At 71.2% G+C, this 23637-nt stretch carries 17 protein-coding genes; 4 read left to right on the top strand and 13 right to left on the bottom strand.

From position 1 onward, the window contains the following. Positions 1-50 precede the first annotated feature (50 nt). The 10 genes from AB0O40_RS20610 to AB0O40_RS20565 all read right to left on the bottom strand — a co-directional run bounded on the left by AB0O40_RS20610 (position 51) and on the right by AB0O40_RS20565 (position 12601). Positions 51-1973, bottom strand: a complete 1923-nt coding sequence (locus AB0O40_RS20610; RefSeq protein ID WP_365043401.1) for a TIGR03960 family B12-binding radical SAM protein — start codon at positions 1971-1973, stop codon at positions 51-53. An 84-nt stretch (positions 1974-2057) separates the two neighbouring features. After that, positions 2058-3605, bottom strand: coding sequence for a CYTH and CHAD domain-containing protein (locus tag AB0O40_RS20605; protein WP_365043398.1), 1548 nt, complete (start codon positions 3603-3605; stop codon positions 2058-2060). A 104-nt stretch (positions 3606-3709) separates the two neighbouring features. Then, positions 3710-4909, bottom strand: a complete 1200-nt coding sequence (rodA, locus tag AB0O40_RS20600) for a rod shape-determining protein RodA (RefSeq protein WP_365043395.1) — start codon at positions 4907-4909, stop codon at positions 3710-3712. Continuing rightward, a complete protein-coding gene (gene mrdA, locus AB0O40_RS20595; RefSeq protein WP_365043392.1) occupies positions 4909-7107 on the bottom strand; it encodes a penicillin-binding protein 2 in 2199 nt (732 codons plus the stop codon). The genes rodA and mrdA overlap by 1 nt, the downstream gene beginning before the upstream one ends. 10 nt (positions 7108-7117) lie before the next feature. Further along, entirely contained in the window at positions 7118-7858 is a 741-nt protein-coding gene (mreD, locus tag AB0O40_RS20590; protein WP_365043389.1) for a rod shape-determining protein MreD, read from the bottom strand. Positions 7859-7867: 9 nt separating this feature from the next. Continuing rightward, on the bottom strand, positions 7868-8812 hold the full coding sequence (gene mreC / locus AB0O40_RS20585; RefSeq protein ID WP_365043387.1) for a rod shape-determining protein MreC: 945 nt from the start codon (positions 8810-8812) through the stop codon (positions 7868-7870). 126 nt (positions 8813-8938) lie between these two features. Beyond that, positions 8939-9958 (bottom strand): rod shape-determining protein, encoded by a 1020-nt coding sequence (locus AB0O40_RS20580; RefSeq protein WP_125647420.1) that lies wholly within the window; start codon positions 9956-9958, stop codon positions 8939-8941. A 280-nt stretch (positions 9959-10238) separates the two neighbouring features. Then, entirely contained in the window at positions 10239-10652 is a 414-nt protein-coding gene (gene ndk / locus AB0O40_RS20575) for a nucleoside-diphosphate kinase (protein ID WP_365043383.1), read from the bottom strand. 64 nt (positions 10653-10716) lie between these two features. Then, positions 10717-11070, bottom strand: a complete 354-nt coding sequence (locus tag AB0O40_RS20570) for a DUF4233 domain-containing protein (protein WP_365043380.1) — start codon at positions 11068-11070, stop codon at positions 10717-10719. Between the two features lie 4 nt (positions 11071-11074). After that, complete coding sequence (locus tag AB0O40_RS20565) at positions 11075-12601, bottom strand: folylpolyglutamate synthase/dihydrofolate synthase family protein (protein WP_365043377.1); 1527 nt, start codon at positions 12599-12601, stop codon at positions 11075-11077. 116 nt (positions 12602-12717) lie between these two features. Here AB0O40_RS20565 and AB0O40_RS20560 point away from each other — a divergent pair, with 116 nt between their 5' ends. Further along, entirely contained in the window at positions 12718-13767 is a 1050-nt protein-coding gene (locus AB0O40_RS20560; RefSeq protein ID WP_365043374.1) for a rod shape-determining protein, read from the top strand. A gap of 4 nt (positions 13768-13771) precedes the next feature. On the opposite strand, the gene AB0O40_RS20555 is transcribed toward AB0O40_RS20560, so the two are convergent. Then, complete coding sequence (locus tag AB0O40_RS20555; RefSeq protein ID WP_365043371.1) at positions 13772-14944, bottom strand: histidine kinase; 1173 nt, start codon at positions 14942-14944, stop codon at positions 13772-13774. Between the two features lie 175 nt (positions 14945-15119). On the opposite strand from AB0O40_RS20555, the gene AB0O40_RS20550 reads away from it, so the two are divergent. Together AB0O40_RS20550 and AB0O40_RS20545 are read left to right on the top strand one after the other, a co-directional pair. Next, the gene (locus AB0O40_RS20550; RefSeq protein ID WP_365043368.1) at positions 15120-15695 is read left to right on the top strand and encodes a vitamin K epoxide reductase family protein; all 576 of its coding nucleotides are present in this window, start codon (positions 15120-15122) and stop codon (positions 15693-15695) included. Between the two features lie 80 nt (positions 15696-15775). Continuing rightward, positions 15776-18370, top strand: a complete 2595-nt coding sequence (locus AB0O40_RS20545) for a YfhO family protein (protein ID WP_365043365.1) — start codon at positions 15776-15778, stop codon at positions 18368-18370. A gap of 78 nt (positions 18371-18448) precedes the next feature. Here the strand turns inward: AB0O40_RS20545 and AB0O40_RS20540 are convergent, their stop codons facing one another. Further along, entirely contained in the window at positions 18449-21073 is a 2625-nt protein-coding gene (locus AB0O40_RS20540) for a valine--tRNA ligase (protein ID WP_365043362.1), read from the bottom strand. Positions 21074-21202: 129 nt separating this feature from the next. On the opposite strand from AB0O40_RS20540, the gene AB0O40_RS20535 reads away from it, so the two are divergent. Beyond that, positions 21203-22165, top strand: a complete 963-nt coding sequence (locus tag AB0O40_RS20535; RefSeq protein WP_365043359.1) for a hypothetical protein — start codon at positions 21203-21205, stop codon at positions 22163-22165. Between the two features lie 62 nt (positions 22166-22227). Here AB0O40_RS20535 and clpX read toward each other — a convergent pair whose 3' ends face one another. Then, positions 22228-23514 (bottom strand): ATP-dependent Clp protease ATP-binding subunit ClpX, encoded by a 1287-nt coding sequence (clpX, locus tag AB0O40_RS20530; protein WP_365043356.1) that lies wholly within the window; start codon positions 23512-23514, stop codon positions 22228-22230. Positions 23515-23637: the final 123 nt, after the last annotated feature.

Genomic DNA, 23637 nt, shown 5'->3' with positions numbered 1-23637 from the left:
GGCGCCCGGAGGATTCCTCCGGGCGCCTCTCGTGGTCTATGCGCCGGGCGCTACTTCACGACCGACAGCGGCAGGAGCTTCTTGCCGGTGGGGCCGATCTGGATCTCGGTCTGCATCTGCGGGCAGACGCCGCAGTCGAAGCAGGGGGTCCAGCGGCAGTCGTCGACCTCGGTCTCGTCGAGGGCGTCCTGCCAGTCCTCCCACAGCCAGTCCTTGTCGAGGCCCGAGTCGAGGTGGTCCCAGGGCAGGACCTCCTCGTAGGTGCGCTCGCGGGTGGTGTACCAGGCGACGTCCACGCCGAACTCGGGCAGCGCCTTCTCGGCCGCCCGCATCCAGCGGTCGTACGAGAAGTGCTCGCGCCAGCCGTCGAAGCGGCCGCCGTCCTCGTAGACGGCCCGGATGACCTTGCCGATGCGGCGGTCACCGCGGGAGAGCAGGCCCTCGACGATGCCCGGCTTGCCGTCGTGGTAGCGGAAGCCGATGGAGCGGCCGTACTTCTTGTCGCCGCGGATCTTGTCGCGCAGCTTCTCCAGGCGGGCGTCCGTCTCCTCGGCGGAGAGCTGGGGCGCCCACTGGAACGGGGTGTGCGGCTTGGGCACGAACCCGCCGATGGAGACGGTGCAGCGGATGTCGTTCTGGCCCGAGACCTCGCGGCCCTTGGCGATGACGTTGACCGCCATGTCGCCGATCTGCAGCACGTCCTCGTCGGTCTCGGTGGGCAGGCCGCACATGAAGTACAGCTTCACCTGGCGCCAGCCGTTGCCGTAGGCGGTGGAGACCGTACGGATCAGGTCCTCCTCCGAGACCATCTTGTTGATGACCTTGCGCATGCGCTCGGAGCCGCCCTCGGGGGCGAAGGTGAGGCCGGACCGGCGGCCGTTGCGGGTCAGCTCGTTGGCCAGGTCGACGTTGAAGGCGTCCACGCGGGTGGAGGGCAGCGACAGGCCGACCTTGTCCTCCTCGTACCGGTCGGCCAGGCCCTTGGCGATGTCCGCGATCTCGGTGTGGTCCGCGGAGGACAGCGACAGCAGGCCGACCTCCTCGAAGCCGGTGGCCTTCAGGCCCCGCTCCACCATCTCGCCGATGCCGGTGATGCTTCGCTCCCGCACGGGGCGCGTGATCATGCCGGCCTGGCAGAAACGGCAGCCGCGGGTGCAGCCGCGGAAGATCTCCACCGACATGCGCTCGTGGACCGTCTCCGCCAGCGGCACCAGGGGCTGCTTGGGGTAGGGCCACTCGTCGAGGTCCATGACGGTGTGCTTGGAGACCCGCCACGGCACGCCCGACTTGTTGGGCACGACGCGGCCGATCCGGCCGTCGGGCAGGTACTCGACGTCGTAGAAGGCCGGGACGTAGACGTTCCCGGTCTTCGCGAGGCGGAAGAGGACCTCCTCGCGCCCGCCGGGCCGGCCCTCGGCCTTCCACGCGCGGATGATCTCGGTCATGTCCAGCACGGCCTGCTCGCCGTCGCCGATGACCGCGCAGTCGATGAACTCCGCGATCGGCTCGGGGTTGAAGGCGGCGTGGCCGCCGGCCAGCACGATCGGGTCGTCGAGGCCGCGGTCCTTGGACTCCAGCGGGATGCCCGCCAGGTCCAGGGCCGTGAGCATGTTGGTGTAGCCCAGCTCGGTGGAGAAGCTGAGGCCGAAGACGTCGAAGGCCTTGACCGGGCGGTGGCTGTCGACGGTGAACTGCGGGACCTTGTGCTCCCGCATCAGGGCCTCGAGGTCGGGCCACACGCTGTACGTGCGCTCGGCCAGGACGCCCTCGCGCTCGTTCAGTACCTCGTACAGGATCATGACGCCCTGGTTGGGCAGCCCGACCTCGTAGGCGTCCGGGTACATCAGCGCCCAGCGGACGTCGCACTCTTCCCATGGCTTGACGGTGGAGTTGAGCTCTCCGCCGACGTACTGGATGGGCTTCTGCACATGCGGGAGCAGCGCCTCGAGCTGTGGGAAGACCGATTCAGTCATCTGGGGCGAACCTTCGGTGAGCTGGCAGGGGTGACCATCAAGCGTAACCCGGCGCGCGGGTGCCGACGGCCGCCCCCGATGCGCTCACGGCGAGAGCGCGGCCCGCAGTCCGGGCCGGGAGGCCCGCTCCCACAGGTCCGGGAGCTCGCGCTCGCGGGCCTCGGCCAGGGCTTCCTCGCGGCCGTAGAGGAGGCCCCAGGTGAAGCCGGGCTCGTGGGCTGCGGTGGCCTGGACGGCCAGGTCCCGCAGGGCGCCCCGGGCGACGACCGCGTCCTGGTGGTCGCCGAGCAGGGTCTGGACGGCCTTCATCTCCTTGGCCACGCGCTTCGCGGGCCGGCCGAGGGCGGGGACCGCGGACTCGGCGGCGTACCGGGCCCGCTTGGCGGCCTTGCGGGCGTCGTGCAGGGCGAGGTCGCGCTCGTGCCCGGCGGGCATCTCCAGGGCGGCCGAGACCTTGCCGGCGAGGCGGTCGTAGTCCCGCAGGACGGCCCGGGGCAGTTCCTTGCCGGGGTCCTTGGCCGCGCCCGCCCGCAGCGGCGGCTCGGCGAGCAGGGCGTCCAGGTCCCCGAGCAGCGTCAGGTAGCGGCGGCTGTCGAGGGCGGCGAGGGCCCGGCGCCGGGAGCCCGAGCGGCGGGCGGCGTTCCAGGTCCGCAGCCGGCCGCGGACCGGGCCCAGCAGCAGGGTGTGCGGCAGTTCCCCGATGCGGGTGCCGAGCCGGTCCATCAGGACCTCCTGGTCGCGGTCCACGCCCAGCTCGGCGGCGAGCCAGCGCAGCTCCTCGCCGATCGGGTCGGTGACCGTGCGGTCCAGGACCTTGCCGTACGTCTTGAAGGCGCTGCGCAGCCGGCGGGTGGCCACCCGCATCTGGTGGACGGAGTCGGGCAGGTTGCGGCGGACCGCGGGGTCCTGGGCGACCAGCGCGTCGACCTGGGCGCGCAGGTACGCGAGGACGTGCGCGCCCGCGGTACCGGGCGGGGCGGGCTCCAGGGCGGGTTCGGCCGGCGGGGAGGTCTCGGCGAGGGCGCGGGCCAGTTTGGAGGGGGCGTCGCTGGGGTGCAGGCCGGCCTTGCGGAACTCCTCCTCGACCGCGTCGAGGAGGCCGGGGGCGACGTCGTCCGCCAGCTCGACCTCGACCTCGGTCCAGCGGGCGGTGGCGGGCGGGTCGACGGTGCGCTCGGCGAGCACGGCGTCGGTGCTCAGCTCGGCGAGCAGCCGGCCCCCGGCGTCCAGGAGGTGGACCACGTCGCGGGAGGAGCGCAGCCGGACCAGCGGTTCGAGGGCGCCGTCGCGGACCCGGGAGCGGACCAGGGCGGCCAGGGCGCGGGGCACGGTGTCGGCGAGCGGGGCGGTGATCTCGTCGCGCACGCCCGGGGAGACGGGGAGTTTGAGGTGCCAGCCGGCGTCGGACCCGCCGGTCCGGCGGCGCAGCGTGAGGCCGTCGGCGGCGAGCCGGCGGTCGGGGGTGTCGTAGTAGACGGCGTCGAGGTCGACCGTGCCCTGCGGTTCGGCGGCGGCGATCTCCGCCGTGCCGACCAGGTCCGGCAGGCGCCGTGCTTTCTTCGACGCCTTGCGACCGTTCTTGCCCGCTTCGAACTCGAATTTCCGCTCGATCTCGCGCTTCGTGTCCGCCATAGACCGAACCTAGTCTTCATCCGCCCGTCATGTGAGCGTTCCCGCCAGATCGGTCCGGACCAGCGCGCCGGGCCCGGTCGCGGACCGGACCCGGCGCGCCGCCGTCATGCCGATATCGGCCGCTGCACCCGGATCGACTGGAGCAGCCCGACCGCCACCCACACGGCGAACATCGAGGACCCTCCGTAGGAGACGAACGGCAGCGGCAGTCCCGCCACCGGCATGATCCCCAGGGTCATCCCGATGTTCTCGAAGGCCTGGAAGGCGAACCAGGCGATGATCCCGGCCGCCACGATGGTGCCGTACAGCTCGGTGGTCTCCCGGGCGATCCGGCAGGCCCGCCAGAGCACCACGCCCAGCAGCACCAGGATCAGCCCGGCCCCGACGAAGCCCAGCTCCTCCCCCGCGACCGTGAAGACGAAGTCGGTCTGCTGTTCGGGCACGAACTGGCCGGTGGTCTGGGAGCCCTTGAAGAGCCCGGTGCCCAGCAGCCCGCCGGAGCCGATGGCGATGCGCGCCTGGTTGGTGTTGTAGCCGACGCCCGCCGGGTCGAGGTCCGGGTTGGCGAAGGCCGCGAAGCGGTTGATCTGGTACTCGTCCAGCACCCCGAGCTGCCAGATCAGCACCGCGCCGGCCACCCCCGCGCCGAGCAGCCCGAGCACCCAGCGGTTGGAGGCGCCGGAGGCGAGCAGCACGCCCAGCACGATGATGACCATGACCATCACCGAACCGAGGTCGGGCATCAGCATGACGATGCCCATCGGGGCCGCGGCCAGGCACAGCGCCTTGACCACGGTCCGGTGGTCCGGGTGGGCCAGGTCGCCCGCGTCCACCCGCGCGGCCAGCAGCATCGCCATCACCAGAATGATGGTGATCTTGCAGAACTCGGAGGGCTGGAGCGAGAAGCCGCCGCCCACCACGATCCAGGCGTGCGCGCCGTTGATGGTGGCGCCGAGCGGGGTGAGCACGGCCAGCACCAGCACGATCGAGATGCCGTAGAGCACCGGCACCGCCCCGCGCAGGGTGCGGTGGCCGAGCCAGACCGTGCCGACCATCAGCGTGAAGCCGATGCCGGTGTTCATCAGGTGCCGGAAGAGGAAGTAGTACGGGTCGCCGTTGTTGAGCGTGGTGCGGTTGCGGGTGGCCGACCACACCAGCAGCGAGCCGATGAAGGACAGCGCGAGGGCCGAGAAGAGCAGCGGCCAGTCGAGCCGGCGCACTATCGAGTCGCGGGCCGTGAGCTTGGCGATCGGCCCGCGCTCGGGTGCGTAGCGGGAGACCGAGAAGTTGTTGGCGCCGGCCATCAGTCCCTCCACTTCCCCGCGGCGGGCTTGCGCGCCGCGGGCTGGCCGGGCGGACCGGCCAGCACGGCCGGCTCCTCCTTGGGCTCCTCCGCCGGCACGTACGGCCGGATCTCGGGGGCGTCGATCGAGCCGTCCTTCTGGATCCGCGGCAGCCCCGCCTGCGGGTGCGGCAGCAGCGCCTTCTTGAGGTCCTGCTTGCCGTCCTTGGAGAGGCCGTACAGCGCGTCGTAGATGTTGCGGACGAAGGGCCCGGAGGCGCCGGAGCCGGTACCACCCTGGGAGATGGTCATGATGATCGTGTAGTCCGAGGTGTAGGTGGCGAACCACGAGGTGGTCTGCTTGCCGTAGACCTCGGCGGTACCGGTCTTGGCGTGCATCGGGATCTTGTCCTGCGGCCAGCCGCCGAACCGCCAGGCGGCGGTACCGCGGGTGGCGACGCCTTCCAGGGCACCGTTTATCTGCGACAGGGTCCGGCGGTCCATCGGGAGCCGGCCGTGGGCCTTGGGCTTGATCTCCCGGACCTCCTTGCCGTCCGGGCTGATGACGGCCTTGCCGATGGTGGGGTTCCACATCGTGCCGCCGTTGGAGATGGCGGCGTAGATGGTGGCCATCTGGATCGGGGTGACGAGGGTGTCGCCCTGGCCGATCGAGTAGTTGACCGAGTCACCGGCGCGCAGCAGGTTGCCTTCGAGGCAGTTCTCGTAGGACAGCTGCTGGATGTAGCTGCCGCCCTTCTTGCCGATCTTGCACCAGTAGTCCTTGTTGGCCGCCCAGAAGTTCTGCTTCCACTGGCGGTCCGGGACGCGGCCGCTGACCTCGTTGGGGAGGTCGATGCCGGTCTCCTTGCCGAGGCCGAACTTGTGCGCGGTCTTGAAGAAGATGTCCGCCGGGTTCTTCTTGGGCTTGAGGGCCCCGTCCTTCTGCCACTGCTGGTGGGCCAGCGCGTAGAAGACGGTGTCGCAGGAGACCTCGAGGGCCTGGCCGAGGGTGATGTTGCCGTGGCCCTGGGACTCGAAGTTCTTGAAGACCTGGCCGCCGATGGAGTACGAGCTGGGGCAGGGGTAGCTGCCGGCGAACTCGTAGCCCGCGTTGACCGCCGCGGTCACCGGGACCACCTTGAAGATGGAGCCGGGGGCGGCCTGGCCCTGGATGGCCCGGTTGAGCAGCGGGAAGTTGGAGTCCTTGCCGGTGAGCCGGGCGTAGTCCTTGGCGGAGATGCCGCCGACCCAGGCGTTGGGGTCGTAGGTCGGGTTGGAGGCCATGGCGATGACCCGGCCGGTCTTGGACTCCATGACCACCACGGCGCCCGCGTCGGCCTTGTAGTTCTCGCCGGTGTTGGTGTCCATCACCTTGCGGGCCTCGACCATGGCCTCGTTGAGCTGGTACTCGGCCAGTGCCTGGACCCGGGCGTCGATGCTGGTGACGACGTTCTCGCCGGGCACCGCCGGGTCGTTGTCGGCCTGGCCGATGACCCGGCCGAGGTTGTCGACCTCGTAGCGGGTGACGCCGGCCTTGCCGCGCAGCTGCCGGTCGTAGGTGCGCTCCAGGCCGGAGCGGCCGACCTGGTCGGAGCGGAGCAGCGGCGAGCGGGAGTCCTTGGCCTGGGTGATCTCCTCGTCGGTGACGGGCGAGAGGTAGCCGAGGACCTGGCCCGTGTTGGAGCCGCCGGGGGCCGGGTAGCGGCGCACCGCGGTGGGCTCGGCGGTGATGCCGGGGAAGTCCTCGGCGCGTTCGCGGATCTGCAGGGCCTGCTGGGTGGTGGCCTCGTCGGTGACCGGGATCGGCTGGTACGGGGAACCGTTCCAGCAGGGCTGGGGGGTCTTGGAGTCGCAGAGCCGGACCTTGTCCATGACCTCCTTGGGGGTCATGTCGAGGACGTCGGCCAGCCGGGTCATGACCGCCTTGCCGCGGTCCTTTATCTTCATCAGCTCGGTGCGGCTGGCGGAGACGACCAGGCGGGTCTCGTTGTCGGCCAGCGGGATGCCCCGGGCGTCCAGGATCGAGCCGCGCACGGCGGGCTGGACGACCTGCTGGACGTGGTTGTTCTTGGCCTCGTCGGTGTACTCCTGGCCGTTGCGGATCTGGAGGTACCAGAGCCGGCCGCCCAGGGTGAGCAGCAGCGAGAAGACGAGCACCTGGATGATGACGAGCCGGATCTGCACCCGGGGGGTGCGGCCGGTCTCGGGAATGTTGGTCACGCCTCCCCCTTCACAGCTTCTTGGCTCCCTTGGGCGCCTTCATGCTCTTGACGCCCTTCACTCCCTTGACCCCGCCCGCGACGCCGATGCCCTTTATGCGGCCGGCCTTCGCGGCGCGGTTGCGGGCGGCCTTCACGCGCAGCCCGCCGCGCTGGCCGCCGATCCGCAGGCCGGTGCCGCCGGAGAGCCAGCCGGCGGCCACGTCGGCGCCCTGCGCGGGGCCGCCGTTCGCGTCCACCGCCATCGGGTCGTTCTCGGCCCGCCGGGCCAGCGCCATGATGAGCGGCACGGTGAACGGCGCGAGCACGAGGTCGTACACGGCCGCGCTGAAGAGCAGTCCGGCCAGGCCGACGTGCCGGGCGGCGGTGTCGCCGACCAGGGCGCCCACCACGCCGTACAGCAGGGTGGAGCCGAGGGCGGCGGCCACCACGACGACCATCGGTCCCCAGGCGGAGCGGAACCGGCCGTCGGCGGGCCGGGCCAGTCCGCACAGGTATCCCACCACGCACAGGACCAGCGCGTAGCGGCCGGCGGCGTGGTCGGCGGGCGGGGCGAAGTCGGAGACCAGGCCGGCGGCGAAGCCGATGAGCGCGCCGCTGACGTGCCCGTACACCAGGGACAGGGCCACGACGGTGAGCAGCACCAGGTCCGGTACGGCGCCGGGCAGTTGCAGCCGGCCCAGGATGCTGACCTGGACGACGAGGGCGACCACCACGAGGGTGGTGGAGAGCAGGATCCGGTTGAAGCGCATGACGGTCTCCTACTCGTCGGCCGGCTTGGCTGCGGCCCCGGAGGGGCTGGGGGTGACCGTCACGGTGACCGTCGGTACCGGCTTCGGCTTGGCGGGCCGGGGCGGCAGGACGGCGTCGCGCGGGTCGGTGCGCGGGGGCATCACGACCACGCCGACGATGTCGAGCCGGGAGAAGCCGACGTACGGCGTGACGTAGACGGTGCGGGTCAGGCCGCCGCCGGCCGGGTCCACCCGGACCACCTCGCCGAGGGGCACGCCCGGCACGAAGGGCTTGTTGCCGCGGGAGCCGAAGGTGACCAGCCGGTCGCCGGGCTTGATCTTGGCCTTGCCGTTGAGCATCTGGACCGCCAGCGGGCGGTCGCCCTGGCCGGTGGCGAAGCCCAGTTCGCCGGTCTTCTCGAGCCGGGTGCCGACGGTGAAGTCGGGGTCGTTGGCGAGCAGGACGGTGGCGGTGTCGGGGCCGACGGTGGTGACCCGGCCGACGAGTCCGTCGCCGTTGAGGACGGTCATGTCGCGCTGGATGCCGTCCTTGGAGCCGGAGTCGATGGTGACGGTCCAGGAGAAGCCCTGGGCCGCTCCTATGGCGATGACCTCGGCGCCCTTGATGCCGTACTGGCCGGCACCGGCCTTCTTGAGCATGTCGTCGAGTTCGCGGGTGCGGCTGCGGTTGCGGTCGTCGCTGCCCAGCTTGGCCTTCAGCGCGGCGTTCTCGCGTTCGAGTTCGGTGATGCGGTTGTGGCGTTCGCCGGAGTCGCGGACCGCTCCTATGGCGTTGGCGACGGGGTCGACCGCGGAGGCGACCCCCTTCTCCACCGGTCCGAATACCGTGGCGGCGGCCTGGCGGGCACCGTCGACCGGTGACTCCTCGCCCGCCCGGATGTCCACCGTGATCAGTGCGAACGCGATGGCGACCAGCAGTACCAGGAGCAGCCGGCTCTCTCGTGTGTCCCTCACGTGCGGCGGCCGTGCCTTCCTCGTCGGAATTTCAATTGCCTGTATATCAACGATCCGCCGCACGGGCTCGGTAGCACCCGTACGGCGGATCTGTGTGTTTCCGCTATCCCCTGTTCGGGGGGTGTGTCAACGCCGCGGCTGGGCGTCCAGGACCTGCTGGAGGGCCTCGAACTCCTCGACGCACTTGCCCGAGCCGAGCGCCACCGAGTCGAGGGGGTCCTCGGCGATGTGGATGGGCATGCCGGTCTCCCGGCGCAGCCGCTCGTCGAGGCCGCGGAGCAGGGCGCCGCCGCCGGTGAGCACGATGCCGCGGTCCATGATGTCGCCGGAGAGCTCGGGCGGGCACTTGTCGAGGGTGGTCTTCACCGCGTCGACGATGGCGTTGACCGGCTCCTCGATGGCCTTGCGCACCTCGGCCGCGGAGATGACCACGGTCTTGGGCAGGCCCGAGACCAGGTCGCGGCCGCGGATCTCGGTGTGCTCGTCCTTGTCGAGGTCGTACGCCGAACCGATGGTGATCTTGATCTGCTCGGCGGTGCGCTCGCCGAGGAGGAGGGAGTACTCCTTCTTGATGTGCTGGATGATCGCGTTGTCCAGCTCGTCGCCGGCGACCCGGATGGACTGTGCCGTGACGATTCCGCCGAGGGAGATGACGGCGACCTCGGTGGTGCCGCCGCCGATGTCCACGACCATGTTGCCGGTGGCCTCGTGGACCGGCAGGCCCGAGCCGATGGCCGCGGCCATGGGCTCTTCGATGATGTGCACCTGGCGGGCGCCGGCCTGGGTGGAGGCCTCGATCACGGCGCGGCGCTCGACTCCGGTGATGCCGGAGGGGACGCAGACCACGACGCGCGGGCGGGCGAGGTAGCGGCGCTTGTGGATCTTGAGGATGAAGTACCGGAGCATGCGCTCGGTGATCTCGAAGTCCGCGATCACGCCGTCCTTGAGGGGGCGCACCGCGACGATGTTGCCGGGCGTCCGGCCGATCATCTTCTTGGCCTCGGAGCCGACCGCCAGGATGCCGCCGGTGTTCGTGTTGATGGCGACCACGGACGGCTCGTTCAGGACGATCCCCCGGCCCCTCACGTACACCAGCGTGTTGGCGGTCCCGAGGTCGACAGCCATGTCACGGCCGATGAACGACATTGAGTTCCCCTTGTTCCCCATGAGGAGCGTCTGGCCTTCCCAGTTGAGAGCGGCTGCTGTCAGGTCGGCGAGGTGGGTGTGTGGGTGGAGGCTCCATCGTAGTGCCGCATCTGCGGACACCGCGCGACGGGACTCCGACCTTCCGGCCGGACCGGAAACCCGCCCCCTAATGGTGACGACGTGTCTGGCCCATGCGTTCCCGGCCGGGTCCGCGTATACCGAAGGGCGACCGAAATTACTTCGGTCGCCCCAGGTGGTGGGCTATATGGCTGATGCGCGATCAGACCAGGCCGGGGAAGAAGAGCTTCAGCTCGCGCGCGGCCGACTCCTCGGAGTCCGAGGCGTGGATGAGGTTCTCGCGCACGATGGTGCCGAAGTCGCCCCGGATGGAGCCGGGGGTGGCGACGATCGGGTCGGTCGGGCCGGCCAGGGTCCGCAGGCCCTCGATGGCGCGCTCGCCCTCGACGACGAGGACGACGACCGGGCCGGAGGCCATGAAGCCCATCAGGGGCTCGTAGAAAGGCTTGCCCTTGTGCTCGCCGTAGTGCGCCTCGAGCGTGTCCTGGTCCAGCGTGCGCAGCTCCATCGCGGGGATGCTCCAGCCGGCCTTGCGCTCGATGCGGCCGAGGACCTCGCCGATCAGGCCGCGACGGACGGCGTCGGGCTTGAGGATGACGAGCGTGCGCTGGGTCATGGTGAGGCTCCTTGCGGCATACGGGTGCGGTACGAAGAGGCTACAGGGGCGTTACCCCCGGTCGTCACGCAGCGTCAGGCTCCTGCGCGGCCACCATCGCCGCCCAGCGGGCCTTGGCTTCGTCGATCTTGCGGCCGTAGTGGATGGAGGCCCACCACAGGCCCGCGAAGACCGCGCCCAGGACGAACATCACCGGGACGACGAAGCCCATGGCGATCAGACCGATCTGGAGCACCCAGCCGATCTGGAGCGCGCCGGGGCGGGAGAGCATCCCGCACAGCAGCAGGCTCAGCAGCATCGCGATGCCGCAGGTGCTCCAGACCACGCCCTGGGACAGGTCGCCCTTCATGGCGACCAGCCCCGCGAAGCCGATCACGAAGAACTCGCTGATCAGCGTCGTCGCGCACAGCGTCCGCATCGACTCAACCCTTCTTCAGCAGCAGTCGGGCCTCGCCGACCGTGAACACCGAACCGGTGACCAGGACCCCGGCCCCGCCGTACTCCGCCTCTTCCTCGGCCAGGGTGATCGCCGCCTCCAGGGCGTCGTCCAGCCGCGGCTCGACCTGGACCCGGTCCGGGCCGAAGACCTCGACCGCGACGGCGGCGAGTTCGTCGGCGCCGATCGCCCGGTCGGTGGAGTTCTGGGTGATCACGACCTCCGCGAAGATCGGCTCGAAGGCCTCCAGCACTCCCCTTATGTCCTTGCCGTCGCTGGCGGCGACCACGCCGACCAGCCGGCTGAAGCCGAAGGCCTCGGTGACGGCCTCGGCGGTGACCTGCGCGCCGGCCGGGTTGTGGGCGGCGTCCAGCACCACGGTGGGGCTGCGGCGCACGACCTCCATGCGGCCGGGCGAGGTGACCGAGGCGAAGGCGTGCCGGACGGTGTCCGCGTCCAGCGGGCGGGCGTGCTCGGCGCCGATGCCGAAGAACGCCTCGACCGCGGCCAGCGCGACCGCCGCGTTGGCGGCCATGTGGGCGCCGTACATCGGCAGGAAGACGTCGGTGTACTCGCCGCCGAGGCCGCGCAGGGTCAGGTGCTGCCCGCCGACGGCGACCTCGCGGGAGACCACCCCGAACTCCATGCCCTCGCGGGCGACCGTGGCGTCCACCTCCACGGCCTTCTTGAGCAGCACCTGGGCGGCGTCCACCGGCTGCTGGGCGAGGATCACGGTGGCGCCCTGCTTGATGATCCCGCCCTTCTCCTGGGCGATCTCGGCGGGGGTGTTCCCGAGCCGGTCGGTGTGGTCCAGGCTGATCGGGGTGATCACGGCCACCGAGGCGTCGATGACGTTGGTGGCGTCCCAGGTGCCGCCCATGCCGACCTCGACCACGGCCACGTCCACCGGGGCGTCCGCGAAGGCCGCGTACGCCATGCCGGTCATGACCTCGAAGAAGGAGAGCCGGATGTCCTCGCGGGAGTCGACCAGCTCGATGTACGGCTTGATGTCCTGGTAGGTGTCGACGAACCGCTGGGCGTCGACGGGGGCGCCGTCCAGGCTGATGCGCTCGGTGATGAGCTGGACGTGCGGGCTGGTGTAGCGGCCGGTGCGCAGGTCGAAGGCCGCGAGCAGCGCCTCGATCATCCGGGAGGTGCTGGTCTTGCCGTTGGTGCCGGTGACGTGGATCGAGGGGTAGGCGCGCTGCGGCTCGCCGAGCACGTCCATCAGGCCGGCGATGCGCTTGACCGAGGGCTCGAGCTTGGTCTCGCCCCAGCGGGAGGCCAGCTCCTGCTCGACCTCCCGGAGGGCCTTGGCCAGCTCCGGGTCCTCGGGACGACTCGGTACCGGGTCGCCCTGGGGCGGTCCGGCCATCGCGCGCAGGGTGCGGCTGCCGGCCTCGATCACCGCCAGGTCGGGGTCGCGCTCGGTCTCCGCGTCGACGATGTCGTGGAACTCGTCGGGGATCTCGGGCTCGTCGAAACGGTCGTAGGCCTCGGGCTGCTCACTCACAGGGCCAGTCTACGGACGAGGGGCGGCGGGACCTTCGGCCCGGCCGTTTCGGGACCTTCGGCGGAAATGATGCCCGGATCGTTATGCAAGCCTTGCGGCAGAGGATTGGGGAACAAATGCCGCAGGCCAGCAGTAACAAGACGGCGTCCAGCCGGGACATCGGGATAGACCTGGGGACCGCGAACACCCTGGTCTACGCGCGCGGGCACGGGATCGTGCTGAATGAGCCGTCCGTGGTGGCCGTCAAGGCGGGCACGACCACGGCGCTGGCGGTGGGGACCGAGGCCAAGGAGACGATCGGCCGCACGCCGGGGTCGATCACCGCGATCCGCCCGCTGAAGGACGGCGTGATCTGCGACTACGAGGCCGCCGAGGAGATGATCCGGCACTTCGTGCGCAAGGCGGTGCCGGGGCGGCGGCCGCGGACCCGGATGGTGGTGTGCGTGCCGAGCGGGGTGACGCCGGTGGAGCGGCGGGCCATCGTGCACGCCTCGACCCGGGCGGGGGCCCGGGCGGTGCACCTGATCGAGGAGCCGATGGCGGCGGCGATCGGGGCGGGGCTGCCGGTCTCGGAGCCGCGCGGTTCGATGGTGGTGGACATCGGCGGCGGGACCACCGAGGTGGCGGTGATCTCGCTGGGCGGGATCGTCACCTCCCGCTCGCTGCGGGTGGGCGGGGACCGGCTGGACACCGCGATCATGGACTTCGTGCGCAAGGAGTACGGCCTGCTGATCGGCGAGCGGACCGCCGAGGACGTCAAGGTGGGCGTCGGTTCGGCCTGGCCGGTGCCGGACCGGCCGGAGCTGGAGGAGCGTACGTTCACGGTCCGCGGGCGGGAGAAGGTCGGCGGGATGCCCAGGACCCTGGAGCTGACCGCGCCGGACGTGCGGCGGGCGCTGGAGGAGCCGGTCGAGGCGGTGATCGCGGCGGTCCGGGCGACGCTGGAGGAGTGCCCGCCGGAGCTGTCGGGCGACGTGATGGAGCACGGCATCGTGCTGACCGGCGGCGGGGCGCTGCTGCCGGGGCTGGATCTGCGGATGGCCTCGGCCACCGGGATCCCGGTGTTCGTGGCGGACGACCCGCTGGACTGCGTGGCGCTGGGCTCGGGCAGGTGCGTGGAGGACCTGGACACGCTCAACACCCTGCTGGCGCCGGCCCGCGCGTAGCCGGTCAGCCCAGCGGCAGGGTGGCGACCACCTCGTAGGCCCCGTCGGTGCGGCGGGCGGTGAGCGTGCCGCCCAGGCTGCCGACGCGTTCGGACATGCTGGCGGTGCCGGAGCCGGCGGAGACGGGGGGCCGGCCGAGCGGTCCGCGCGGCGGCAGCGGGTTGCTGACCCCGATGCGCAGCCGGGTCCCGTCGGCGGCGACGGTGACCTCGACGGTCTGGCCGTGGGCGTGCTTGGCCGCGTTGGTGAGGCATTCCTGGACCACGCGGTAGACCGCGGCCTGGCGCAGCGGGGACAGGGACCGGGCCCGGTCGTCGACGGTGAGGCGGACCGGGGAGCCGGCCCGGGCGCTCTCCTCGGCCAGGGCCGGCAGGCCGTCCACGCCGGGGGTGGTGGCCCGCTCGCCGCGGGCCACGATGATGTCGTTGAGGACGAGGTGGGCGCGGCGGGCGGTCTCGGCGAGCTCGTCGAAGTCCTTCTCGTACGCCTTGCCGCGGGCCCGCAGCGCCAGGACCTCGGAGCGGACGGTCAGCAGGGTCAGTTCGCGGCCGACGAAGTCGTGCACGTCCCGGGCGACCGCGGTGCGTTCCTGCTGGACGGCCTGGAGGGCGGCGGCCTCGGCGCGCCGGGAGTCGAGCTCGCGGACCAGGTCGTGGCGGTAGGCGGCCATGCCGACGGCCGCGGCGAGCACGCCGATGGGCACGACCAGGCCGAGGAAGGCGCTGACCGTGTCGGCCTTGTGGACGGGCCAGCCGGGCAGGTTGAAGAGCAGGTAGGCGTACCCGATGTAGCCGAGGGTGCCGAGGACGGCGGCCCGGCGGCCCCGGTAGCGGCCCATGGAGTAGAGGGCGAACTGGATGAGGGTCAGCTCGTGCAGCCAGCCGATGAAGAGCAGGGCCGTCAGGTACGAGGCCCAGGGCGCGCGGCGGCGCAGCAGCAGGGTGCCCGCGCCGAGGGCGAGGACCAGCGCGGCGAGCGGGCCGTTGAGGGAGTTGTCCGCGGCGGCCAGGCCCGGCAGGTCGAGGCCCATGAGGGCGAAGCAGCTGAGCGCGGTCAGGGCGTCGAGGGCGCGGGGCGAGTCGCCCCAGCGGGCCGCGAGCCGGCGCGCGGCGGCGGCCGGTCGGCGCGCGGCGGCCGTCATCCGCTGGACGGCGGACTCGGCGGGCTTCGCGTGCATGTCCTCCATCATCCAAGGCGGGATGGCCGGATCCGGGTCGATATGCGGCCGAAATGAGTGAGATACGGCACTTTGGACCCTGCTGGGGCGGGACCTTCGGCAGGGCCTTCCGGCCCCGTCCGGGTGGACGCCCGGCCCTGCCGCCGCCGGGGGCCCGGTCCGTAGCGTCGGGAGAATGACCAGCGATCCCCTCCTGCGGCCCGCCGGGCGCCGGCTGTCCCTGCTGCTGCTCCTGGCCGGCCTGGCCGGCACGCTGGCCTCGGGCGTGCTCATGTACGACCGGGTGCGCGCGCTGGAGGACCCGCTCTTCAGCCCGGGCTGCAACATCAACGCGACCTTCAGCTGCGGGGACGTCATGTCCACCTGGCAGGGGAACCTGCTGGGCTTCCCGAACATGCTGCTGGGGGTGGGCGCCTTCGCGGCGCTGGCGGCGCTCGGGCTGGCGCTGCTGGCCGGGGCGGTCTTCCCGCGCTGGCTGTGGCGGGCCGTGTGGGCGGGGTGCGCGGCCGGGTTCGCCTTCACGGTGTGGCTGATCGGCCAGTGCCTGTACGTGATCGGGGCGCTCTGCCCGTGGTGCCTGCTGGTGTGGGCGGTGGTCCTGCCGCTCTTCTGGTACGTCACCCGCCACCTCGCCGCCCCGTCCTCGCGGCTGCGCCGACTGCCGCACTGGCTGGTCCCGGTCTGGATGTACGTGGTGGTCGTCACCCTGGTTTTCGTGCAATTCGGGAGTCGAGCACTCACGCCCTTTTAATAGGATGTTCGTTTGACTAATGAGTTCTGACTTCTGACTTCTGAAACGGCGGACGCCGGTCAGCCACGGGGACGTTCACGATGACCACTTCAACCACCGCAGCCCCGACGCGCCTTGCGCCGGACCGCCGCGGCGGCACCGGCGGCCGGTCCGGCCCGCTGGACCGGATACGGAGCAGCGGGGGCGCCGCCGCCTGGTCCTCCGCACTGCTGTCGATGGCCGCCTACTGCCTGGGCATGGCCGCCCACGGCACCTACCCCTTCGGGCAGGGCACGCGGGCCATGAACGACCTGCGCAACCAGTACGTGCCCTTCCACGCGTACCTGTGGGACATCCAGCACGGCACCGCCCAGGGCGACCTGCTCTTCAACTGGCAGAACGGCTACGGCAACGGCTTCCTCGGTGAGTTCTTCACCTACCTGGCCAACCCGTTCTCCTGGCTCACCGGCCTGTTCCCGCGCGAGTACGTCGACTTCCCCGTCTTCCTGGTCAGCCTCTTCAGCGTCGGCCTGGCCGCCGCCGTGATGACCGTCTTCCTCGGCCGGCTGCGGCCCGGCTCCCCCTGGCTGCGCGCCCTGCTCGGCACCGGCTACGCCACCTGCGGCTGGAGCATGATCGAGGGCGGCATCGTCCCCATGTGGATGTGGGGGCTGGTGGCCCTGCCGCTGCTGTGCCTGGCCGCCGACTACTGCCTCACCGAGCGCCGGTGGGTACTGGGCACGCTCTTCTTCGCGCTGTGCTGGTTCGCCAACTTCTACAGCGCCGCGATGGCCACCATCGGCGCCGTGCTCGTCCTGTTCCTGCGGCTGGCGACGGCCGAGGGCGACTGGCGCTACCGGGGCCGCGTCCTGGGGCGGGCCACCGCGATGGCGGTCACCGGCCTGCTGCTGGCCGCCCCCGCGGTCCTCGTCTCCGGCCAGGCCAGCGCCCAGTCCCAGCCCTCCGACAGCTATGTGGTGGGAGTCGGCACGGCGCCCCTGACCTACCTCGGCCTGCTGCTGCCCGGCAGCGTGCCGGAGCCCTCGGCGCCCAACGTCTTCACCGGCGTGCTCGTGCTGCTGCTGGTCCTGACGCTGCCCTTCCAGAGCAGGGTGCGGATCGGGGAGCGGGCCGGCTGGCTCGGCCTGATCGTGCTGACCGCCCTCTCCTTCGTCTGGACGCCCACCGCGAAGGTCTGGCAGGGCTTCACCCTCCCGCACGGCGCCCCCTTCCGGGAGAGCTTCGTGCTCAGCGGGCTGCTCGCGATGGCCGCCTGGATCTGCCTGGCCCACATGCCGCGCGCACGGGCCCTGCTCGGCGGCACGGCGCTGCTCGGCACCCTGGTCCTCCTGACCCGCAACACCCAGCCGGTCAACGAGTACGCGATCAAGGGCACGCTCGTCGGCGGCGCGGTCATCGCCGCCCTCCTGCTCGTGTACGTGCGGGGCCTGCGCCGGGCCGGCCGGACCCTGGTGGTCGGCGCCCTCGCCACCGCCGTCCTCGGCAGCACCGTCTACTCCGTCTACGCCGCCCACACGCTCTTCGACCCGGCCGCCCGCGGCTACACCACGGTCACCCAGACCATGAACGGGCTGGCCCACCGCGCCCGCGCGGCGGCCGTGGCCGAGCGGGACTGGCCCCGCTCCCGCACCGCCGTGGCCCCGGGCCTCTTCGTCACCAGCAACGACCCGATGCTCCTGGGCGTCGGGGGCGGCGGCTACTACAGCAGCTACGTCACCAAGGAAGCCGCGACCGGCCTGCGCGCGCTGGGCCTCGGCTACGCCCTGGGCGGCCGCAGCCTGCACCGGACCGACGACCCCTTCTTCAACGCGCTGATGGGCGTCGGCACGCTCCTCCAGCAGCAGCCGCACGGCGAGGTCACCGCCCGCAAGGCGCCCGCCGCACCGCTGCTCAGCCTCCGCAGCCCCGGCAGCGACCAGGCGTACGGCGCTCCGGCGGGCTCGGTCTGGGCACACCGCCAGGCCGCGCTCGGCGCGCAGGTGTACACCGTGCCGAAGCTCGCGTACACCCACGGCCCGCTCACCGGGCGCGGCCCCGACGGCTGGCACCTGGGACCGCGGGTCAAGGACCGGGCGTGGAGCTCCTTCACCGCCCAGTGCGCCCCCGGCGACCGGGCCTACCTCTACGCGCCCGGCTACTTCGGCATGGCCGTGGCCGACGGCGGGCAGCCCTTCGGCACCAGCGCCTACCCGCCGAGCGTGCTCAACCCCGTGAAGTTCCTGGGCACCGTCCCCGCGGACGGCACGCTCCGCTTCGCCCTCGGCGCCACCCGGCCCGGCCAGGTGCTCCCGTACGACGCGGTGGGCTGCATGAACCCGGGGGCCCTCGACCGGGCCGTGGCCGGGCTCCAGGAGAAGGCCCCGGAGAAGATCTCCGTCACCGGCCACGGCATCGCGGCCGAGCTGCCCCGCGGCAGCCGCGGCACGGCCGTGGTGGCCGTCCCCGCCATCCAGGGCTGGAGCTGCTCGGTGAACGGCGGGGCCAACCGCCCGCCGGTCTCGTACCAGGGCCTGCTGGGCGTCCCGCTGGGCGCCGGCGCGGACCGGCTGTCCTGCTCGTACACGCCGCCGGGGCTGAACGCCGGGCTCGCCGGCACCGGCCTCGGCGTCCTGGCCCTGGGCGGCGTCCTCCTGGCCCCCATGGTCCGCCGCCGCCGCAACGTCCGGCGCGGCTAGGCCGGCCCACCACCAGGAACGGGGAAGGCCCCCGCACCCTTCGCAGGGGGCGGGGGCCTTCTCGTCGTGCGGCCGGGATCAGGCCTCCGGCAGGGCCGCCAGCTGGGCCTCGATGCGGGTGATGTCCGCCTCGGCCTTCGACAGGCGCGCCTTGATCTTGTCCACGACGTTGTCGGGGGCCTTGGCCAGGAAGGCTTCGTTCCCCAGCTTGGCCTCGGCCTGCTGCTTCTCCTTCTGCGCCGCGGCCAGGTCCTTGGCCAGGCGCTTGCGCTCTGCCGCCACGTCGATCGTGCCCGAGAGGTCCAGCGCGACCGTGGCGCCGGCCACCGGCAGGGTGGCGGTGGCGCTGAAGCCCTCGCCCTCCGGCTGGAGGCGCAGCAGCTGACGGATCGCGCCCTCGTGGGCGGCCAGCGGGGTACCGGCCAGGTCCAGGCGGGCCGGGACCTTCTGGCCCGGCTGCAGGCCCTGGTCGGCACGGAACCGGCGGACCTCGGTGACGACCGCCTGGAGGTTCTCGATCTCGGCCTCGGCGGCCTCGTCGCGGAAGCCGCTGTCCGAGGGCCACTCGGCGATCACGATGGACTCGCGGCCGGTGAGCGTGGTCCACAGCGTCTCGGTGACGAAGGGGACGACCGGGTGCAGCAGGCGCATCAGGACGTCCAGGACCTCGCCCAGGACCCGGCCGGAGGCCTTGGCCGCCTCGCCGCCCGCGAAGAAGGTGGTCTTGGACAGCTCGACGTACCAGTCGAAGACCTCGTCCCACGCGAAGTGGTAGAGGGAGTCCGACAGCTTCGAGAACTGGTAGTCCTCGTAGAAGGCGTCGACCTCGGCCACCGTCTTGTTCAGACGGGACAGGATCCAGCGGTCGGTGGCCGACAGCTGCTCGACCGGCGGCAGTTCGCCCTCGATCGTCGCGCCGTTCATCAGCGCGAAGCGGGTGGCGTTCCAGATCTTGTTGGCGAAGTTGCGGGAGGCCTGGACCCAGTCCTCGCCGATCGGCACGTCGATGCCCGGGTTGGCGCCCTTGGCCAGCGTGAAGCGGACCGCGTCGGAGCCGTACTTGTCCATCCAGTCCAGCGGGTTGACCGCGTTGCCGAAGGACTTCGACATCTTCTTGCCGAACTGGTCGCGGACCATGCCGTGCAGGGCGATGGTGTGGAACGGCGGGGTGCCGTCCATCGCGTACAGGCCGAACATCATCATCCGGGCGACCCAGAAGAAGAGGATGTCGTAGCCGGTGACCAGGACGGAGTTCGGGTAGAACTTCGCCAGGCTCTCGGTCTGCTGCGGCCAGCCGAGGGTGGAGAAGGGCCACAGGCCCGAGGAGAACCACGTGTCGAGCACGTCGGTGTCCTGGTGCCAGCCCTCGCCGGCCGGCGGCTGCTCGTCCGGTCCGACGCAGACGACCTCGCCGTTCGGGCCGTACCAGACCGGGATGCGGTGGCCCCACCACAGCTGGCGCGAGATGCACCAGTCGTGGAGGTTGTCGACCCAGTCGAAGTACCGCTTCTCCATCTCCTGCGGGTGGATCTTGACCTTGCCGTCGCGGACCGCGTCACCGGCGGCCTTGGCGAGCGGGCCGACCTTGACCCACCACTGCATCGACAGGCGCGGCTCGATGGTGGTCTTGCAGCGCGAGCAGTGGCCCACGGAGTGGACGTACGGACGCTTCTCGGCGACGATCCGGCCCTCGGCGCGCAGCGCGGCGACGATGGCGGAGCGGGCCTCGAGCCGGTCCAGGCCCTGGAAGGGGCCGGGGGCGGTGATGATGGCGCGCTCGTCCATGACGGCGAGGTTGGCCAGGCCGTGGCGCTGGCCGATCTCGAAGTCGTTCGGGTCGTGGGCCGGGGTCACCTTGACGGCGCCGGTGCCGAACTCCGGGTCGACGTGCGTGTCGGCGACGACCGGGATGGAGCGGTCGGTCAACGGGAGCTTGATCTGGCGGCCGACCAGGTGCCGGTACCGCTCGTCGTCCGGGTGGACGGCCACGGCGGTGTCGCCGAGCATCGTCTCGGCGCGGGTGGTCGCGACGACCAGGCTGTCCTCGCCCTCGCCGTAGCGGATGGAGACCAGCTCGCCGTCGTCGTCCTGGTACTCGACCTCGATGTCCGAGATCGCGGTCAGGCAGCGCGGGCACCAGTTGATGATGCGCTCGGCGCGGTAGATCAGCTCGTCGTCGTACAGCTTCTTGAAGATGGTCTGGACGGCCTCGGACAGGCCCTCGTCCATGGTGAAGCGCTCGCGGCTCCAGTCGACGCCGTCGCCGAGGCGGCGCATCTGGCCGGAGATCTGACCGCCGGACTCGGCCTTCCACTGCCAGACGCGCTCGACGAAGGCCTCCCGGCCCAGGTCGTGGCGGGACTTGCCCTCCTTGGCGAGCTCGCGCTCGACGACGTTCTGCGTGGCGATGCCGGCGTGGTCCATGCCGGGCTGCCACAGCGTCTCGAAGCCCTGCATGCGCTTGCGGCGGGTGAGGGCGTCGATGAGCGTGTGCTCGAAGGCGTGGCCCAGGTGGAGGGAGCCGGTGACGTTCGGCGGCGGGATGACGATGGTGTACGCGGGCTTGTCACTGGCCGGGTCGGCCGTGAAGTAACCGCGCTCTACCCAGCGCTCGTACAGCTTCCCCTCTACCTCGGCCGGCGCGTACTGGGTCGGCAGTTCGGAGTTCGGGGCGCTTGGCTGCTGCTGAGTGTTCTCGGTCACGGGGCACAGTTTAGAGGCGTCACGGTCTCGTCATGAAACCGGAATAGGCCTCCCCCGGGGACCGGGCGGGACGCGGCTTCCGCCAGGATGTCAGGAGCACCTAAAGACTTCCTGGAGGGGACGCAGGACATGAGCTACAACCAGCCGGGCCCGTACGGGGCGCCGCAGCCGCAGCAGCCGGGGCCGTACGGTGGTCAGCCCAACCCGTACGGGCAGCAGCCGGGCCAGCCGGCCCCCGGGTACGGCTACCCCCAGCAGCCGGGCCAGCCGGCCCCGGGCTACGGCTACCCGCAGCAGCCCCCGCAGGGCGTCCCGCCGCAGCCCCAGCCCGGCTACGCCTACCCGCCCCAGCAGCCGCAGTACCCGGGCCAGCCGCAGCCGCCGTACGGCATGCAGCCCCCCGCGCCGCGCAAGAAGAGCAAGGCCGGCCCCATCCTGATCACCCTGGTCGTCCTGGCGGCGGTCGGCGGCGGCGCGTACTGGTTCCTGAACAAGGGCGGCGCCGACATCGACGAGGCCACCAAGGGCTACAAGCTGGCGTTCCCGGCGTCGGTCGACACGTACAAGGGCAAGGGCAAGCCCGAGTCGGACGCGGACATGAAGCCCGAGGCCAAGACCAAGGCCGAGGCGATCGGCGTGAAGGACCCGCACAGCGCTGGTGCCGCGTACGCCAACGGCACCGACGCCAAGAGCAAGCAGCTGCTCGCCAACGGACTCTGGGGCCAGATCGCCGACCCCGAGAAGGCCGTCGACGGGTACTTCGACAGCGTTGGCAAGGGCCAGGACGCCGACAAGGTCTCGTACAAGTACGAAGTCGTGGGCAGCCCGCGGGAGTTCCACCCGGACGGCTTCAAGGGCGCCGTACTGAAGTGCGCCAACATCAAGGCCACGCGCGTCAAGGACGTCCCGGGAATGGAGAAGGCCCCCAAGGAACTGCAGGCCCCCACCTGCGTCTGGGGCGACTACTCCACCCTGGTCGGTGTGCAGGTCGTCGACCCGACCGTCGCCCTCCTCGGCGGCGCCAGCGCCTCCCTGGAGGACGTCTCGGCCCTGGCGGCAAAGCTCTACAACACGGGCCGCACCAAGGCCTGATCGCACGCGAAAAGGGGCGCTCCTCCCGGTCGGGAAGGGCGCCCCTTTCGTTGGGCTGGTGGTTACGCCGACTTCTCGTGGGGGCCCTGTTCGTTGGGGACGATGCGGGGGACGAGGGTCGGGTTGACGTTGGAGCGGACCACGTCGGCGGTGATGACCACGCGGGCGACGTCCTTGCGGGAGGGGACCTCGTACATCACGGACATCAGCACCTCCTCCATGATGGCGCGCAGACCGCGCGCGCCGGTCTGGCGGAGGATGGCCTGGTCGGCGATGGCCTCCAGGGCCCCCCGCTCGAAGTCCAGCTCGACGCCGTCGAGTTCGAAGAGCCGCTGGTACTGCTTCACCAGCGCGTTGCGCGGCTCGATCAGGATCTGCAGCAGCGCCTCGCGGTCCAGGTTGTGGACCGAGGTGATGACGGGGAGACGGCCGATGAACTCGGGGATCATCCCGAACTTCACCAGGTCCTCCGGCATGACCTCCTGGAACTGGTCGCTCGCCTCGATCTCGCGCTTGGAGCGGATCGTGGCCCCGAAGCCGATGCCCTTGGCCCCCGCACGCGACTCGATGATCTTCTCGAGGCCGGCGAAGGCGCCGCCCACGATGAAGAGCACGTTGGTCGTGTCGATCTGGATGAACTCCTGGTGGGGGTGCTTGCGGCCGCCCTGCGGCGGGACCGAGGCGGTCGTCCCCTCCAGGATCTTCAACAGGGCCTGCTGGACGCCCTCACCGCTCACATCGCGGGTGATCGACGGGTTCTCGCTCTTGCGGGCGACCTTGTCGATCTCGTCGATGTAGATGATCCCGGTCTCGGCCTTCTTGACGTCGTAGTCGGCCGCCTGGATCAGCTTGAGCAGGATGTTCTCGACGTCCTCGCCGACGTACCCCGCCTCCGTCAGCGCCGTCGCGTCGGCAATGGCGAAGGGGACGTTGAGCATCCGGGCGAGCGTCTGGGCCAGCAGCGTCTTGCCCGACCCGGTGGGGCCGAGCAGCAGGATGTTGGACTTGGCGAGCTCGATCGCGTCGTCCCGGCCCTGCGCGCCGCCGTTCTCGCCGGCCTGGACGCGCTTGTAGTGGTTGTACACAGCGACGGAGAGCGCCTTCTTCGCCGGCTCCTGGCCGACGACGTAGCTCTCCAGGAACTCGTAGATCTCGCGCGGCTTGGGAAGTTCCTCCCACCGCACTTCCGAGGTCTCCGCGAGTTCCTCTTCGATGATCTCGTTGCAGAGGTCGATGCACTCGTCGCAGATGTACACACCGGGACCTGCGATGAGCTTCTTCACCTGCTTCTGGCTCTTCCCGCAGAACGAGCACTTGAGCAGGTCGCCGCCGTCACCGATGCGTGCCACGAGGTGCTTCCCCTTCGCCTGGGAGACGCCTGGTTCAGCGCTCCTGGTGCCTCATATCCGACGGTACCTTGCCGGGGCCCCCGTACGGGGGCCCCTTGACGTGGTTCACATCGCCGTCCCGGC

The sequence above is a fragment of the Streptomyces sp. NPDC089919 genome (assembly GCF_040684615.1).
Taxonomy (GTDB): domain Bacteria; phylum Actinomycetota; class Actinomycetes; order Streptomycetales; family Streptomycetaceae; genus Streptomyces.
This window is presented reverse-complemented; position numbering and strand designations above follow the sequence as displayed.